The organism is Nonomuraea aridisoli, assembly GCF_003236395.1.
GTDB lineage: Bacteria > Actinomycetota > Actinomycetes > Streptosporangiales > Streptosporangiaceae > Nonomuraea > Nonomuraea aridisoli.
The window spans coordinates 1-16,203 of sequence record NZ_POUD01000220.1 but is presented as its reverse complement, the minus strand read 5'-3'; the positions used below and the strand labels follow the sequence as shown (position 1 = coordinate 16,203).

The 16,203-nt window shown below is 72.0% G+C and carries 16 protein-coding genes; 8 read left to right on the top strand and 8 right to left on the bottom strand.

What is annotated here, in order from left to right; genetic code table 11:
* From C1J01_RS35785 to C1J01_RS35765, 5 genes are all read left to right on the top strand, one after another.
* Positions 1 to 167, top strand: a 167-nt coding sequence (locus tag C1J01_RS35785) for an SDR family oxidoreductase (RefSeq protein ID WP_146615843.1), incomplete at its 5' end; no start/stop codon positions are given.
* Positions 167 to 2,029, top strand: a complete 1,863-nt coding sequence (locus C1J01_RS35780; protein WP_235854889.1) for a helix-turn-helix domain-containing protein — start codon at positions 167 to 169, stop codon at positions 2,027 to 2,029. The genes C1J01_RS35785 and C1J01_RS35780, both read left to right, overlap by 1 nt.
* 31 nt (positions 2,030 to 2,060) lie before the next feature.
* Positions 2,061 to 3,335, top strand: coding sequence for an MFS transporter (locus C1J01_RS35775; protein WP_111183400.1), 1,275 nt, complete (start codon positions 2,061 to 2,063; stop codon positions 3,333 to 3,335).
* Positions 3,332 to 4,336, top strand: a complete 1,005-nt coding sequence (locus C1J01_RS35770) for an alpha/beta fold hydrolase (protein WP_111183398.1) — start codon at positions 3,332 to 3,334, stop codon at positions 4,334 to 4,336. The genes C1J01_RS35775 and C1J01_RS35770 overlap by 4 nt, the downstream gene beginning before the upstream one ends.
* Entirely contained in the window at positions 4,337 to 5,482 is a 1,146-nt protein-coding gene (locus C1J01_RS35765; protein ID WP_111183397.1) for an alpha/beta hydrolase family protein, read from the top strand.
* Positions 5,483 to 5,521: 39 nt separating this feature from the next.
* Here the strand turns inward: C1J01_RS35765 and C1J01_RS35760 are convergent, their stop codons facing one another.
* Positions 5,522 to 7,513, bottom strand: coding sequence for a glycosyltransferase family 2 protein (locus tag C1J01_RS35760; RefSeq protein WP_111183396.1), 1,992 nt, complete (start codon positions 7,511 to 7,513; stop codon positions 5,522 to 5,524).
* A 70-nt stretch (positions 7,514 to 7,583) separates the two neighbouring features.
* Positions 7,584 to 8,303 (bottom strand): aggregation-promoting factor C-terminal-like domain-containing protein, encoded by a 720-nt coding sequence (locus C1J01_RS35755; protein ID WP_235854888.1) that lies wholly within the window; start codon positions 8,301 to 8,303, stop codon positions 7,584 to 7,586.
* A 266-nt stretch (positions 8,304 to 8,569) separates the two neighbouring features.
* On the opposite strand from C1J01_RS35755, the gene C1J01_RS35750 reads away from it, so the two are divergent.
* From C1J01_RS35750 to C1J01_RS35740, 3 genes are read left to right on the top strand one after another with little or no spacing between them, the layout of a single operon-like run.
* Positions 8,570 to 9,244, top strand: a complete 675-nt coding sequence (locus C1J01_RS35750; protein WP_111183395.1) for a response regulator — start codon at positions 8,570 to 8,572, stop codon at positions 9,242 to 9,244.
* Positions 9,241 to 10,653, top strand: a complete 1,413-nt coding sequence (locus C1J01_RS35745) for an ATP-binding protein (protein WP_111183394.1) — start codon at positions 9,241 to 9,243, stop codon at positions 10,651 to 10,653. The genes C1J01_RS35750 and C1J01_RS35745 overlap by 4 nt, the downstream gene beginning before the upstream one ends.
* Complete coding sequence (locus tag C1J01_RS35740) at positions 10,650 to 11,156, top strand: hypothetical protein (RefSeq protein ID WP_111183393.1); 507 nt, start codon at positions 10,650 to 10,652, stop codon at positions 11,154 to 11,156. The genes C1J01_RS35745 and C1J01_RS35740 overlap by 4 nt, the downstream gene beginning before the upstream one ends.
* Here the strand turns inward: C1J01_RS35740 and phoH2 are convergent, their stop codons facing one another.
* From phoH2 to C1J01_RS35715, 6 genes are all read right to left on the bottom strand, one after another.
* Positions 11,157 to 12,476: an RNA 5'-3' helicase PhoH2 gene (gene phoH2, locus C1J01_RS35735; protein ID WP_268958769.1), complete on the bottom strand. Its 1,320-nt coding sequence runs from the start codon at positions 12,474 to 12,476 to the stop codon at positions 11,157 to 11,159.
* 206 nt (positions 12,477 to 12,682) lie between these two features.
* A complete protein-coding gene (locus tag C1J01_RS35730) occupies positions 12,683 to 13,444 on the bottom strand; it encodes an isoprenyl transferase (protein ID WP_111183391.1) in 762 nt (253 codons plus the stop codon).
* 50 nt (positions 13,445 to 13,494) lie between these two features.
* Entirely contained in the window at positions 13,495 to 14,043 is a 549-nt protein-coding gene (locus C1J01_RS35725) for a hypothetical protein (RefSeq protein WP_111183390.1), read from the bottom strand.
* A gap of 29 nt (positions 14,044 to 14,072) precedes the next feature.
* The gene (locus tag C1J01_RS35720; RefSeq protein ID WP_111183389.1) at positions 14,073 to 14,966 is read right to left on the bottom strand and encodes a DUF7064 domain-containing protein; all 894 of its coding nucleotides are present in this window, start codon (positions 14,964 to 14,966) and stop codon (positions 14,073 to 14,075) included.
* Positions 14,967 to 15,018: 52 nt separating this feature from the next.
* Positions 15,019 to 15,387: an SCO6045 C-terminal-like domain-containing protein gene (locus tag C1J01_RS50375; RefSeq protein WP_181449145.1), complete on the bottom strand. Its 369-nt coding sequence runs from the start codon at positions 15,385 to 15,387 to the stop codon at positions 15,019 to 15,021.
* The coding region (locus tag C1J01_RS35715; RefSeq protein WP_220040262.1) for an MbnB/TglH/ChrH family RiPP precursor modification enzyme at positions 15,384 to 16,203 on the bottom strand (820 nt) is incomplete at its 5' end. The genes C1J01_RS35715 and C1J01_RS50375, both read right to left, overlap by 4 nt.

The following is a 16,203-nucleotide window of genomic DNA, read 5'->3' as shown; positions in this document are numbered from 1 at the left end:
TCGCGCCGGAGGAGGTCGTGGAGAACATCATGCTGGAGCCGGCCGCGATCAAGCGCCTGATCGAGCCCGACGAGGTGGCCGAGCTGGTGGCGTACCTGTGCGGGCCGGCCGGGTCGTTCATCACCGGCGTCTCCCTGCCGATCGACGGCGGCTGGACGGCCCGGTAGTGATCAAATTCCTGGAGCTGCTGGCCAGGGAGGCTTCGGCGGTCGAGTTCGAGGGGCCGATCATCGAGGCGCGGGCCGCGGGCGCCGATCCGGCCGCGATCGAGGAGCTGGAACGGGCCAAGGTCCAGGCGTTGAAGGTGCGCGACCTGCTCAAACGGCGGGCCAGGCGCGAGGCCGAGCTGTCGGCGCTCTACGACACGGCCGGCGACCTGGCCGCGCTGCGCGACCTCGACGCCGTGCTGGAGGCGATCGTGCACCGGGCCAGGCAGCTGCTGGCCACCGACATCGCGTACATGACGCTGCACGACCCCGAGCGGGGCGACACCTACATGCGGGTCACCGACGGGTCGATCTCGGCCAAGTTCCGGGCGCTGCGGCTGGCCATGGGGGCGGGGCTGGGCGGGCTCGTGGCGCAGACGGCGGTGCCGTACGCGACCGCCGACTACTTCGCCGACGCCCGCTTCCGCCACAAGGACGACATCGACGAGGCCGTGCGCGAGGAGGGGCTGGTCGCGATCCTGGGCGTGCCGCTGCGGCTCGGCCAGCGGGTGATCGGCGTGCTGATGGCGGCCAACCGCAGCGCGCGGCCGTTCCACCAGGAGGAGGTGTCGCTGCTGGCCAGCCTGGCCGCGCACGCCGCCGTCGCGATCGACAACGCCCGCCTGCTGCAGGAGACCAGGAACGCCCTGGAGGAGCTCTCCCACGCGCACAGGACGGTCAGGGAGCACGGCGAGGCGGTCGAGCGGGCCGCGATGGCCCACGACCGGATGACCTCGCTGGTGCTGCGCGGCGGCGGCATCGAGGACGTCGCCGCCGTGGTCACCGACGTGCTCGGCGGCTCGCTGGCGGTGCTCGACGACCTCGGCCGGCCGATCAGCGGCGACGTGGGCGAGCTCGACGCGGGGGTGTTCGAGGCGGCGCAGGCGTCACGGGCGTTGGGGCGTACGGTGCGCCGCGGCGACCTGCTGATCGCGTCGGTGGACGTCGGCGGCGAGCCGCTGTGCACGCTCATCCTGCGCAGCGACGACGCCGACGAGCGCATCCTGGAGCGGGCGGCGCTGGTGTGCGCGCTGCTGCTGCTGTTCCGCAGGAGCGTGGCGGAGGCGGAGGGCCGGGTCAGGGGCGAGCTGCTGGACGACCTGATCAGCCGGCCCGGCTCCCCCGGCCTGGCCGACCGCGCCCGCAGGCTGGGCGTCGACCTCGGCGCGCCGCACGTCGTGGTGGTGCTCAAGCACGGCGGCCAGCGGGAGCGGGCCGCGTTCTGGGCGTCGTCGCAGGCGACGATGCGGCACGGGCTCGCCGCGGGCCGCGGCGAGGAGGTGGTGCTGCTGCTGCCGGGCCGCAACGCGGGCGCGGTCGCGCAGCGGGCGGCGGCCGAGCTCAGCGCGTCCCTGCACACGTCCGCCACGGCGGGGGCGTGCGACGTGGGCGGCCGGGAGGTCGCGGCGGCCTACCAGGAGGCGCGGCGGTGCGCCGAGGCGCTGATCGCGCTCGGGCGGGCCGGTGACGGCGCGAGCGCGGCCGAGCTGGGCTTCGTCGGGCTGCTCGTCGGCGACGGCCGCGACGTGCGCGGTTTCGTCCGCCGGGTGCTGGGCGCGGTGGTCGACTACGACGCCCGCCGGGGCACCGCGCTGGTCGCCACGCTGGCCGCGTACTTCGGCTCGGGCGGCTCCCCCTCGCGTACGGCCGAGACCATGCACATCCACGTCAACACCGTCACCCAGCGGCTCGACCGGATCGGCAAGCTGCTCGGCGACGGCTGGCTGGAGCCCGAACGGGCCCTGGAGATCCAGCTCGCCCTCCGCCTGCACCGGCTCGGCCACACATCCACCCCTGAGACTGTGGGTCCGGACCCCATATAAGTGACGCCGGTCACTCCTTACCGTGACCGGCATGGCCACTTCCATCAAGAAGATCGTCGCCGCGAGCCTGATCGGCACCACCATCGAGTGGTACGACTTCTTCCTGTACGGCTCGGCAGCCGCCCTCGTGTTCAACCAGCTGTTCTTCCCCGAGTCCGACCCGCTGACCGGCACGCTGCTGTCGTTCCTCACCTACGCGGTCGGCTTCGTCGCCCGCCCGCTCGGCGGCCTGATCTTCGGCCACTTCGGCGACCGGGTCGGCCGCAAGACCCTGCTGGTCGTCAGCCTGCTGATGATGGGCGCCGCCACGTTCCTGATCGGCTGCCTGCCGACGTACGAGACGCTGGGCCCGGCCGCGGCGCTGCTGCTGACGGCGCTCCGGCTCGTGCAGGGCTTCGCGCTCGGCGGCGAGTGGGGCGGCGCGGTGCTGATCGTCTCCGAGCACGGCGACACCGCGCGGCGCGGCTTCTGGGCCTCCTGGCCGCAGGCCGGCGCCCCCGGCGGCAACCTGCTGGCGACCGGCGTGCTGGCCGCACTGGCCGCCTGGCAGCCGGAGGAGGCGTTCCTGGCGTGGGGCTGGCGGGTGCCGTTCCTGCTGTCGGGCGTGCTGGTGCTGATCGGCCTGTGGATCCGCCTGACGATCAGCGAGTCGCCGGTGTTCCAGCAGGCCCCGCCCGAGGAGAAGGCCCCGATCGTCGGGGTGCTGCGGCACCACGGCAAGGACGTGGTCGTCGCGATCGGCGCCCGCCTGGCGGAGAACATCTCGTTCTACCTGCTGACCGTCTTCGTCATCACCTACGCCACCACGAACGACATCGCGAACTCGACCGTGCTGAACGCGGTACTGATCGCCTCGGCCATCCACTTCGTGACGATCCCGATGTGGGGCGCGTTGTCGGACCGGATCGGCCGCCGCCCGATCTACCTGGCGGGCGCCGCCGGCATCGGGGTGTGGATCTTCGCCTTCTTCCCGCTCGTGGACACCGGCAACTTCCTGGCCATCACCCTGGCCGTCACCGTGGGCCTGCTCTTCCACGGCATGATGTACGGCCCCCAGGCGGCCTTCTTCTCCGAGCTGTTCGGCACGAGAATGCGCTACACCGGCGTCTCCATCGGCGCCCAGCTGTCGGCGATCGTGGCGGGGGCGCTGGCCCCGGTCATCGCGGTCGCCCTCCTGCGGAGCTACGGGAGCAGCGTGCCCATCTCCATCTACCTCGGACTCGCGGCGGTGCTCACCCTCACCGCGGTCTACGCCGCCCGCGAGACGCAGGGCAGCGACCTCACCGAAAGGACGCCCGCGCGATGAAGGTCACCACGCCGAGGCTCACCCAGCACGTCCTGACCGTCGAGGGCCGCGCCGGCGGCGAGCCGGTGCTGTTCGTGCACGGCAACGTCTCCTCCGGCGCCTTCTGGCGCGACACCATGGCGGCGCTGCCCGCCGGTTACCGGCCGCTCGCGGTGGACCTGCGCGGGTTCGGCGAGAGCGACCCCGCGCCGGTGGACGCCACGCGCGGGCTGCGCGACTACTCCGACGACGTGCTGGAACTGCTCGACGCCCTCGGCCTGGACGGGGTGCACCTGGTCGGCTGGAGCATGGGCGGCGGGGTCGTGCTGCAGGCGCTGCGCGACCGCCCGGCCGCCGTCAGGAGCGTCACGCTGGTCAACCCGATCTCGCCGTACGGGTTCGGCGGCACCGAGGGCCCCGACGGCCGGCTCACCCACCCTGACGGCACGGGCGCCGGCGCCGGAGCCGCCAACCCGGACTTCGTGGCCCGCCTCAAGGCAGGCGACATGTCGGACGAATCCCCCACGTCCCCGCGCAGCGTCCTCCGCTCGTCGTACGTCAAGAACCCCGCCGTCCTCACCGACGAGGACTTCTACGTACGGTCGATGCTCACCACCCGCGTGGGCGACGCACACTACCCGGGTGACGCCGCCGCCTCCGACGCCTGGCCCGGCGTCGCCCCCGGCAAGCAGGGCGTGCTCAACGCCATCGCGCCCACCCACTTCCGCCTCGACGACCTGCACGAGATCGCCCCCCGGCCGCCCGTCCTGTGGATCAGGGGCGCCGACGACGCCATCGTCTCCGACACCTCGCTGTTCGACCTGGCCCACCTGGGCGCGCTCGGCGTCGTGCCCGGCTCCCCCGGCACCCCGGCCCAGCCGATGGTCACCCAGACCAGGGCGGTGCTGGAGCGCTACGGCCGCTACCGCGAGGTCGTGTTCGCCGACTGCGGCCACAGCCCGCATCTCGAACACCCCGCCGAGTTCCAGCGCCTGCTGGCCGACCACCTGAAGGACGCCTAGATGTTCGTCGCACTCACCCTGGTCGCGAGCCTGCTGACCCCCGTGCAGACCCTCACGGTGCCCGGCGCCGAGCACCAGGTCGTCACCACGCTGGACGACCTGACGACCGCCGGCACGGCCCGGACCGGCCACACCGACCCCGCCGACTGGGCCGGGCTGCACTCGGCCGCCACGGTCAACCCGACCGGCGTCCCCGGCGTCCAGATCGACGGCTACTTCCCCGACACCTCCACCGGCAACACCACGCACGGCTGGAACCACGACGCCCAGTTCGTCATCCGCCTCCCCGAGAAGTGGAACGGCGGCCTGGTCGTCAGCGGCACCCCGGGCAACCGCGAGCAGTACGCCAACGACTACACGATCTCCGACTGGGTCCTCGCCAAGGGGTACGCGTTCGCCGCCACCGACAAGGGCAACGTCGGCACGACGTTCCACGAGGACGGCCGCCGCCCCGGCGACGCCATCGCCGAGTGGAACCAGCGCGTCACCCAGCTCACCGTGGCCGCCAAGGCCGTGGTGCGGCAGCACTACGGCCGCGCACCCCGCCGGACGTTCGCCGCCGGCATCTCCAACGGCGGCTACCTGGTCAGGTGGCAGCTGGAGAACCGCGGCCACCTCTACGACGGCGGCCTCGACTGGGAGGGCACCCTCTGGCGGCTCAAGGGCGACAACCTGCTGAACTACCTGCCGCAGGCGCTGAAGGCGTACCCGGACCCCGACGGGGTGCTGGCCGCCGGGTTCGCGCCGGGCTCGGAGTTCCTCTGGCCGTTCCACCGCGACTACTACTGGCAGCTGACCCAGGAGATCTACCAGAAGGAGCTCGACCCGTCGTACACGGGCGCGCCGGAGGACTACGACTACGACGAGCGCCGGCCGTACGCGGCGATGGCGAAGATCGCGCTGACCGGCCGGATCACCAAGCCGCTGATCACCCTGCACGGCACGCTCGACACGCTGCTGCCGATCTCGCGCTCCTCCGACGTCTACGCCGAGATGGTCGGCCCGCACCGGCCGTTCCGCTACCACCGCGTGGAGGGCGGCAACCACCTCGACAGCCTCGTGGACGTCCACCCCGACCGCCTCAAGCCGATGCTCCCGGCCTTCCGCGCCGCCTTCGAGGAACTGGAGACCTGGACGTCAAATTGAGCGCGACGGCATCAAGGGCGACCGAGCCCGAGGGGCCCATCAGGTCAGGTAGCGGTGGCGGCCGGCGCGGGCCCAGCGGACGAGGTGGCGTGCGCCGGGCAGCCGCCGGCCGAGCCGGTGCAGCACCGTGTCGCGGCCCATCGGCGAGCGCTGGCGGAGCGCGGCGCTCGCCGGGCGCACCTCGACCCGGCCCCGGCGCACCTCCAGGGCGAAACGCAGCCCGACCTCCTCCTCCGGGGAGCGCAGCGAGCACGTCCAGCCGCCGGGGCCGAGGTCGTCGGAGCCCGCGACGAGCCGCTTGACCGGCACCTTGGCGACCAGCTGCCCCGCGATCCGGCCCGGCACCCCCGCCTCGACCAGGGCGGGCGCGCTCGCCTCGCGCTCGCGCCGCCCGATGCCGCGCAGCACCAGCTCCAGCGGCGGTCCGCCGCTCGGCGGCACGTACGGCACCGGCAGCACGACGTACAGGTTGCCGTCGAGCTGCTTGACCGACACGCCCGGCGACACCAGCGCGATCGACTGGGTGAACGAGCGCGGCTCGATGGCCAGGCTCAGCTCGCCGCGGTCGCTCCAGCACGGCACCACCAGCCGCATCCGGGGCCGCTGGGCGAGCGCGCCCAGGCAGTTGAGCGGGCCCTCGGGGCTCCTGACGCGGCTCCTGGCCTGGTTGGCGCCGCTGTACATGCGCACGTGCACCTCCCACTGGCCGGGCTTGAGCGGCTCGCCGAGCGCGGCGCTGGTCACGTCGAGCCGGGCCTCGCCCCTGATCCGCACCCGGATGCGGCGGCGGCCGTCCTGGATGCGCTCGACCTGCTGGGTCAGCGGCAGGAAGTGCACGACGCCGGTCTCGGCGTGGCGGACGTACAGCTCGATGCGGGCGCGTTCGACGGCGTCGGTGATGTCGGTGACCTCCTCCGCCAGCTTCCTGGTGTCCAGGGCGCGCGGCGGCACCCAGTGGACGCGCTCGCCGTCCACCCGGTAGCGGTCGGGCGTGCCGTCGCCGTCCACGACCTCGACGTTCAGCCCGAGCACGAGGACGTGGGCGTCCCAGCGCACCTCGGACAGGTCGGCGCGCACCCCGGCCCGTTTGACGCAGTTCGCCATGAGCACGATCTGGTCGAGCCGGCCCGCGCGCACGTACGCGGCCACCACGCGCAGCTGGACGGGCAGGTATCGGTCGAGCCGCTCGGGGAAGCGCCGGGCGGTGAGCTCCTGCACGACCCGGAAGTGCACCCCCCGGTCCACGGACGACTCGGCGAACCTCTCCGTCAGCAGCGGGCGCAGGGCGGCGTAGCGGAACCAGTGGGCGTACATGCGGTCGCGCTGGCGACCCTCGCCCACGTACGTGTCGATGTCGTCGAGCAGCGCGTGCAGCTCGCCGGCGATCGCGCGCGGCTCCTCCTCGGTGCGGGGACGCTCCCCGAGGTGGCAGCAGACATGCTCGGCCAGCACGGAGATCACCTTGGCGTGCAGGTACGCCCGCATCACGAACGCCTGCTCCCCCATCCGGCTGCCGCTGGCGGGGAAGCCGAGCTCGTGCTCCTCCAGGAAGGCGCGACGGTAGAGCTGCTGCGGGATGAGCAGGGTGAGCAGCCGGTCGCGCAGGACGTCGGCGCGGGCGGTGCTGCGTTCGAAGGCGGTCATCGGCGGGCCGTAGTCGCGGACCAGGCGGCCGATCAGCACGTCGGCGTCGGTCTCCACGGCGCGGTCGTGCATGCGCTCCAGGGCGTCGCGCTCCAGGCGGTCGCCCTGGCCGAGGAAGTACACGTAGTCGCCGGCGGCCGCGGCGAGGCCGACGTTGCGGCCGCGCATCGGCGAGCCGGTGTGCGGCAGGTGCAGGACACGCACGTTCGCGCGGGTGGCCGCGATGCCGTCCAGGCGCTCGGCGATCCCGTCCGTGGACCCGTCGTCCACGAAGATCACTTCGTACGCGTCCGCGGGCATGGTCTGCTCCAGGGCGGAGCGGATGCACGCGTCGGCGGTGTCACCCGGATTGTGGACATTGACGATCACACTGACCTTCACACCCATGCGGCCAGCGTGCGCCGATATATCCGGCCGGGCTCGGCGGCTTGCCGATTAGAGGCGCAAAGTTGACCTGTTAATACCAGCCCACGGACTGTGAGTGACCCCAGGCGGCACAGGGCGTGCCGTAACGGCCCTTGATGTAACCGAGTCCCCACTTGATCTGGGTGGCGGCGTTGGTCTGCCAGTCGGAGCCGGCGCTGGCCATCTTGCTGCCGGGCAGCGACTGCGGGATGCCGTACGCGCCGGAGTAGCGGTTCATCGCGCGCTCGTTCCAGCCGCTCTCCTTCGTCCAGAGCGACTCCAGGCAGCCCCACTGGTCGGCGCCGAACCCGAACGAGGCCAGCATGTCCCTCGCGGTCGCCTTGTTGGTGCCGGGCGAGGGGTCGCTGCCGGGCGGGAAGTTCATCGCGGGGAAGCCGCCGCCGGAGGGCGCCTGCTTGGGCACGACCCACTTGAGGTCCTTGCCGGCGCCGCCGCGGCCCTTCTCCAGCTGCTCGGCCCGGTACGCCTGCTCGGCCGCGGCTTTGAGCGCGTCGGACTCGGGGTCGGGCGCGGCGAGGTCACCGGAGGCGAGCTTGCCCAGCTCGTTGAGGGTGAACTGCTCCGAGGGCTGCTCGTTGGCGTTCTGGACGGCGTGGTAGGCGGTGAAGCCGCCGCCGCCGAGGACGATCGTCAGCGACAGGACGGTGACGACGACACGCTTGGGGGTGAAGGCGGACGGGCGGCGCGCCCGGCGCCCCGAGGGGAGGTCTTCCTTCGGGGGGCGCTCTCTCAGCTGCGGACGCGGGCTCACGAACCATGAGCTTGCCCTGTCATAGGGGGTGGTCCGCAACCGAAACGCGGGAATTCCTTGCCGCAGATTTTGCTAAGTGCCCCGTTAGCACGATTTTTGGTAAAATATGTGACTTTGGTCACATAGGACACAGGCTCCCCTTCGGGCACCCGTACCGAAGGGGAGCCGCCTTCAGATTGACGGCCGGACGTCGGCGTCTCTTCCACACCACGTCACAGTTTGGTGACTTAGTTCGGGCATTCAGAACATTCATCAATAATGTGCCCGTGGCTGGCATCCTCCTCGTCGAAGACGACCCCTCGGTCCGCACGGCCCTAGAGCTCGCGCTGACCCGTCAGGGCCACTCCGTCACGTCGTACGCCACCGGCGAGGAAGCCCTCGACCACATCAGGGCCCGCCGCCCCGAGATCGCCATCCTCGACGTCATGCTCCCCGGCATCGACGGGGTCGAGGTCTGCCGCCGCGTGCGCAAGCTCGACCAGCTCCCCGTCATCCTCCTCACGGCCCGCGGCGACGACCTGGACGTGGTGGTCGGCCTGGAGGCGGGCGCCGACGACTACGTGGTCAAGCCGGTCGAGCCCCGCGTCCTCGACGCCCGCATCCGCGCCGTCCTGCGCCGGGCCGAGTCGGCAACCTCCGACCGCATCACCTTCGGCGACCTGGTGATCGACCGCGGCGCCCTCAAGGTCGCGCTGGCCGGCAAGGAGATCCACCTGACCCCGACCGAGCTGCGGCTGCTGCTGGAGCTCGTCCGCCACCCCGGCCAGGTGCTCAACCGCCGCTACCTGCTGCGCGTCGTCTGGGACCACACCCACATCGCCGACTCCCGGCTGGTGGACGCCTGTGTCCAGCGCATCCGCGCCAAGATCGAGCCCAGACCCGCCGAGCCCGTCTTCATCCACACCGTGCGCGGCTTCGGCTACCGGTTCAGCCCCCCGTGATCCGCATCCCGACGGGGTTGCGCGCCCGCCTGGTCATCACGTTCACGCTCGTCGCGGTCACCGCCACGCTGGTCGTCGCCACGATCGGGTACGAGCTGGCCAAGTCCGCGCTGGTCACCAGGACCGAGACCACCGCGCTCGACCTGGTGACCCGGGAGCTGAGCAGCATCACGTTCCCGATCGGGACCCTGCGGCCCGGCGAGGCCGCGCCGACGCACAGGGAGCTCGAGGTCCTCGCCCACGCGCTCAGCGGGCCGGGGCGTACCGTACTGGTCGAGTACGACGGCCTCGTCGCCTCCGAGGGCCCGCTGACGCTGCGCGACGTGCCCAACGAGCTGTACGGCCGGGCCAACCAGAGCCTGGTCACGCAGCGCACGATCGTCCACGACGAGCTCTACCTGCTCGTGGGCGCCGAGGTCTACCGCGACGAGGAGGGCGTCTCCGAGGCCACGGGCCTGCGGGCGTTCGTCTTCTTCCCCCTCCAGGACGACGAGGCCCAGCTCGCCACGCTCAGGACCACCCTGGCCAGGACGGGCGTGGTCATCGTGCTCATCGCGCTCGGGGTGGCGCTGCTGTCGGCCCGGCAGGTGCTGCTGCCGGTCAGGCGGCTGAGCGCGGCGGCCCAGGCGCTCGGCCAGGGACGGCTGGACACCCGGCTGCCCGTGCACGGCCAGGACGAGCTGGCCGAGCTCACCGCGCAGTTCAACGACGCGGCGGCGGCGCTGGAGCTGAGCGTGGCCGAGCTGCGCTCGCTGGAGGCGATGTCGCGCAGGTTCGTCGCCGACGTCTCCCACGAGCTGCGCACGCCGCTCACCAGCATGACGGCGGTGGCCGACATGCTCTCGGACGAGGCGAGCAGGCTGCCGCAGGCGCCCGCCGAGGCCGTCCGGCTGGTGCTGAGGGAGATCGAGCGGCTGCGCGAGCTGGTCGAGCACCTCATCGAGGTCAGCCGCTTCGACGCGGGCACCGCCACGCTGAACCTGGAGCCGGTGAGCGTGGCCGACGCCATCGACGACTGCCTGAAGACGCGCGGCTGGAGCGAGCAGGTGACGGTGCGGGCCTCGCAGGGCCTGACGGAGAACCTCGACCCCCGCAGGTTCGACGTCATCGTCGCCAACCTGGTCGGCAACGCGCTCAAGCACGGCGCTCCCCCGGTCGTGGTCAGCGCCCGGGCCACGGAGAACGGACTGGAGGTGAAAGTGCGCGACCACGGTGAGGGCATCCCGCCAGAGGCGCTGCCCCACGTCTTCGACCGCTTCTTCAAGGCCGGCGCCGGACGGGCCCGCAGCCAGGGCAGCGGTCTCGGCCTCGCCATCGCCAAGGCCAACGTCCAGCTGCACGGCGGCACGATCTCCGTACGCCGGCAGAACCCCGGCACCCTCTTCACGGTCTGGCTGCCGCACGCATGAGGACCCGCCGCGCCGCGCCGCTGCTCGCCTGCGTCATCGCGCTGGCCGCCTGCGGCATCACGCCCACCGACGTGCAGGACCGGGGCAACGCCCCCACCGTCAGGATCCCGCCGCCGTCCAAGACGATCTACCTGCTCAGGGACGGGAAGCTCGCCCTGGAGCCGGCCGACGTCGCGGACGACACCGTCAACAGTTTGCTCGGGGCCCTCTTCCGCGCCTCGACCCAGCCGCTCGGCGACCGCGACACCGCACTGCGCGGGTTCACGTACCTGCGGACCAAGAACTCCTTCAACCCCGTCCACCGGGACGAGGTGCAACTCCCGCGCACCTCCACGCTGACCGTCCACATCAGCGGCGAGGGCACGCTGACCAGGCTCGGCAAGGCGCAGATCGTCTGCACCGTCCAGCAGGACGCGGCGTACGAGATCGTCAAGATCGTGCGGGAGAACGCGAACCGCCCCCCCGTGTCGGAGGGGCGGTACACCTGCGGCGAGCTGAAGTGATCACATGGTGACGTCTTCGAGCATCTCGGTCACGAGCGCGGCGATCGGCGAGCGCTCCGACCTCGTCAGCGTGACGTGGGCGAAGAGCGGGTGGCCCTTGAGCTTCTCCACCACCGCCACGACGCCGTCGTGCCGGCCGACGCGCAGGTTGTCACGCTGCGCCACGTCGTGGGTGAGCACGACGCGCGAGTTGGCGCCGATCCGGCTGAGCACCGTCAGCAGCACCCCGCGCTCCAGCGACTGCGCCTCGTCCACGATCACGAACGCGTCGTGCAGCGACCGGCCGCGGATGTGGGTGAGCGGCAGCACCTCCAGCATGCCGCGGTCGAGCACCTCCTCGATCACCTCGGGCGAGGTGATGGCGCCGAGCGTGTCGTAGACCGCCTGCGCCCACGGGCCCATCTTCTCGCCCTCGGTGCCGGGCAGGTAGCCCAGCTCCTGGCCGCCCACGGCGTAGATGGGGCGGAAGACGACGACCTTGCGGTGCTGGCGGCGCTCCAGGACCGCCTCCAGGCCCGCGCAGAGCGCGAGCGCCGACTTGCCCGTGCCGGCCCGGCCGCCGAGCGAGACGATGCCGATCTCCGGGTCCATGAGCAGTTCGAGCGCGATGCGCTGCTCGGCCGAGCGGCCGTGCAGGCCGAAGACCTCGCGGTCGCCGCGCACGAGACGTACGGACTTGTCGGGCTGCACCCGGCCCAGCGCCGAGCCCTTGGCCGACAACAGCCGCAGGCCGGTGTGGGTGGGCAGGTCTCTGGCCTCTTCGAGGTCGGCGGTGCCCTGATCGAAGAGCGTCTCCACGTCTTCGGCGGTCACCTGGATCTCGGCCATCCCCGTCCAGCCGGACTCGTGGACCAGCTCGGCGCGGTACTCCTCCGCCGCCAGGCCGATCGAGGCCGCCTTGACCCGCAGCGGCAGGTCCTTGGAGACGAGGACCACGTCACGGCCCTCGGCGGCCAGCGAACGCGCGACCGTCAGGATGCGCGTGTCGTTGTCGCCCAGGCGGAAGCCCACGGGCAGAATGGACGGATCGCTGTGGTTGAGCTCTACCCTGATCGTGCCGTCCCCCGTGGGCATCGGCTCGTCCAGCCGGCCGTACTTGATCCGCAGATCGTCGAGGTAACGCAGCGCCTTCCTGGCGAAGTAGCCGAGCTCGGGGTGGTGCCGCTTCCCCTCCAGCTCGGTGATGACCACGATCGGAAGGACGACGTCATGCTCGGCGAAGCGGGTCATCGCAGCGGGGTCGGCCAGCAGGACCGACGTGTCCAGGACGTACGTGCGCTTGGCCGGCTGGTGAGTAGGGTTGCTCGAGGACACTGCCACACGTTCTCCCCCGGGCGCCCAGCTGGTGCGGGCACCCTGCAGACGAGGTGGGAATCGGACCGGTCCCGCGTCCCCGACCGCGAACTGCCGTCGGTGCCGGAGGCCGGCCCCCTCGCAGTTCTTGGTGCAAAGGCGGGCCCTCTCCGAAATGTCCGACCTGTGACCGGACACTTCCAACGTTACGTCCTGGATACCCGAATGTCGCGTCAGGAACCGTAACGTCGGTGTCTCGCAGCGTAGTCGCGCAGCGCCCGCAGGAAGTCGACCCTGCGGAAGTCGGGCCAGTACGCCTCGTGGAAGTAGAACTCCGAGTGAGCGCTCTGCCAGAGCATGAAGCCCGACAGCCGCTGCTCGCCCGATGTCCGGATGAGGAGGTCCGGATCGGGTTGGCCGCGAGTGTAGAGATGCTCCGCGATGTGCTCGGCATCGAGCACCTCGACGAGGTCCTCGATGCTCGCTCCCTTGCTCGCATGCTCCTGGAGCAGTGAGCGCACCGCATCGGCAATCTCACGTCTTCCTCCATACCCAACTGCAACGTTCACAATCAGGCCTGGACGGTTTGATGACGCTTCTTTTGCATTTTTTAGGACATTGGCCGTGCTATCCGGAAGCAGATCGAGCGCGCCCACCGGGATGATCCGCCAGCCCTCGTCGACGAGCTCCCGCGTCACGTCCTCGATGATGCGCAGGAGCGGCTCCAGCTCCTCGCGCGGCCGGTTGAGGTTGTCGTTGGACAACATCCAGACCGTGACGACCTCGACACCGGTCTCACGGCACCAGTGCAGCAGTTCGGAGATCTTGTCCGCGCCCTTGCGGTGGCCCGTGGACACGTCGTTCATGCCCATGGCGCGGGCCCATCGGCGGTTGCCGTCGATGATGACTCCGACATGTCGCGGGACGCTGTCCTTGGACAGCTTGGCCTCCAGCCGTCGTTCGTACAGCCGGTAGACCAGGTTGCGCAGGCCCACGGAGTGCCTCCCAAGCGCTGCCGTTGATTAGTTGCTTCAACACGCAATTATCACCGCGAATCGCCCATGCCCGCGCCCAGTCCGGGATTCCTCGCCAGATCTCTACCTTCCAGACACCGTTCGGCCTCCTGGACGAGCTGCCCGATGAACAGCGACAACTCCGCGGACGTCAGCACCGCGCGCAGGCCCGCGCCCGTGGCGCCCCACGCCTCCACGTAGGCCCGCCGCATCAGCCGCCACTCGCCGAGCGCCGGCTGCCACACGGCGATCGTCCTGAGCTGGCAGCGCAGCTCGCCGCCGCCGACCAAGCCGGCCCGGGTGCGGTAGCGGAAGGAGAACAGCTCGCTGTCGGGCTCCTCGCCGGGGAACCGGTCGTCGGGGTCGGACCAGCGGCGGGCCGCTCCCCTGCCCCGGCGGGCCTCGTCCACGCCGCGCGCCAGGCGGGCCAGCAGCCAGCCGCAACGCTCGCCCACGCTGCCGTACGGCGCGCCGTCGCGGTGCAGCTCCAGCGTGACCTCGTACGGCGTGCCGACGCTGTCGGTGCACGCCACCGGAGTGACGCTCAGGTACGAGCCGTCCACACAGCGCAGTCCCCCCATGCGCCTGTCCGTTTCCGGACGATAGTCGGCTAAACGCGGTTGCCCGGGTCCCAGACGTGCTCGCGCCAGCCCGGCGGTTGATGCCACTCCGTCCAGCCCCATCCGGTACGCCCGTCCTCGGCCGTGAAGCGGCACATCGCCCGGGGGAACTCCGCCACCGTGCCGTCGGGGCTCGTCAGGGTCACGGGGGCGAAGGCGACCGGCCGTACCGTGGTGGCGGAGCCGGGGAAGCGCAGCACGCTCCGGGCCGGGCGGTCGCCGTCGAACTCCGTCGTCGCCGAGAAGCCGGCCACGTGCGCGAGCTCCCCGCCGTCCGGCACCTGGAACGCCGGCCATTCCAGCTCGACGCCGACGTTGGGGCGCATGCCGTGCACGAAGACGCCGTCCTCCATGCGTCCGCTGCTCCACAGCCAGGAGATCGACCACCAGTCGCGCACCCCCCAGCTGTGGTCGCGTTCGCCGTACCCGTGGAAGGGGGTGCCGCCGACGGTGCCGGTGACCTCGCAGGGGACCTCGTAGCGGGGGGTGATGGCGTAACCGTAGACGCCGCCCGCCGTACGCCATTCGAGGTCGAGCGAGAGCTCCTCGGACGCCAGCCGGACGCGTACGGACTTGAAGGGGTCGGTGGTCTCGTGGGAGGCCGTGTAGCCGTCGCCGGCCACGGCCAGGTCCTCGGAGCCGGGCAACGGCGCCTGGTGGTCGATCACCGCCATCCGACCGCCGTCGCGTTCGACGACGCAGGCCCAGTACCAGGCGCGCCCCCAGGCGGGATAGAGGCCGAGCCGGACGTAGCCGCCCAGGCTGCCGTCCGCGGCGACGAAGTCGTAGTACCAGGACTCGTTCCACAGCGGCTCGCCGCCGGGCTCGTGCCGCCGCTCGTCCTCGGTGTCCAGGGGCCACTCGCCCATGTTGACGATCCGCATGCCGCCTCCCAAGCGCTTGCTGTGATCATCGTAGGCGGCGAGGCCCCGCCGGTCACGAGCCCGGCGACAACAGGCGCGGCCACCAGCGGCGCCGGGGCTGCTCCTCGTCCGGCATGCGGCCGCGTGCGCGCAGCCAGGCGGCGAAGTCGTCGGCGTCGGCGCGGTAGCCGGGCGGCGGGGTGGCGCGGGCCCGCGCGTACGCGGCGAACTCCCCCGCCAGGCCGGCCCCGGCCGCGGCGGCGGCGTCGGGACGGATCCGCGCCACGATGTCGCGCCGCTTGGCCAGCAGGCTCGCCGACTGCGCCCGCATCCGCTCCGGATCGAACCCCTCGGGCAGCTCTCCCCCGGCGACCAGCGCCGCCACCACCCGCCCCTGCGCCTCGGCCAGCCGTCGCCGCGCCTCGTCCGGTTCCGTGCTCACCGCGGGGCACCGGCCGTCGCGGCCCTGATCCTCGTCAGCTCGCCGGCCAGGACGGCGTCCGACGGGTAGGCGCCGTCCCACTCCAGCAGCACGCCCGGCGGGGTGGCGCGGGCGCACAGCTCGGCGAGCAGGTCGAGCACGGCCTGCGGGGCGGTGGCCGTGTGCGTGTCGTGCCAGAGCCCGCCGTGCTCCTGACCGCCGGCCACGTGCACGTACGCGAGGTGCTCCAGCGGCAGCGTATCGAGCGCCGCCACCGCCGGCAGGCCCAGGTTGACCTGGTTGGTGTAGAGGTTCGCCACGTCCACCAGCAGGCCGACGCCGGTGCGCTCGACGAGTTCGGCCAGGAACTGCGCCTCGGTCAGCTCGTCGTCCGGCCAGCCGAAGAGGGCGGCGACGTTCTCCAGGGCCAGCGGGACGGGCAGGGCGGCCTGGGCGCGGCGCACGTTCTCGGCGACCACCCGCAGCGACTCCCTGGTACGCGGCACCGGCAGCAGGTGCCCGGCCTCGACGCCGCCCCCGCGGACGAAGGCCAGGTGCTCGCTCACCAGCGGCGCGTCCAGGGCCTGCGCGCAGGCCGCCAGGTGGGCCAGCCGGGCCGGGGAGGGCCGCTCGGCGCCCCCGACACCGAGCGACACCCCGTGCGGGATCACCGGCAGGCCGCGAGCGCGCAGCACGTGCAGCGACTCGGGCAGTTCATCGGGACGGATGTTCTCGGCGACCACCTCCAGGAACTCCACCCCGGCCATCCGCTCGATCGTCAGGTCGAGCTCCGGCCGCCAGCCGATGCCCACGCCCAGGCCCCCCATGTCAGCAACC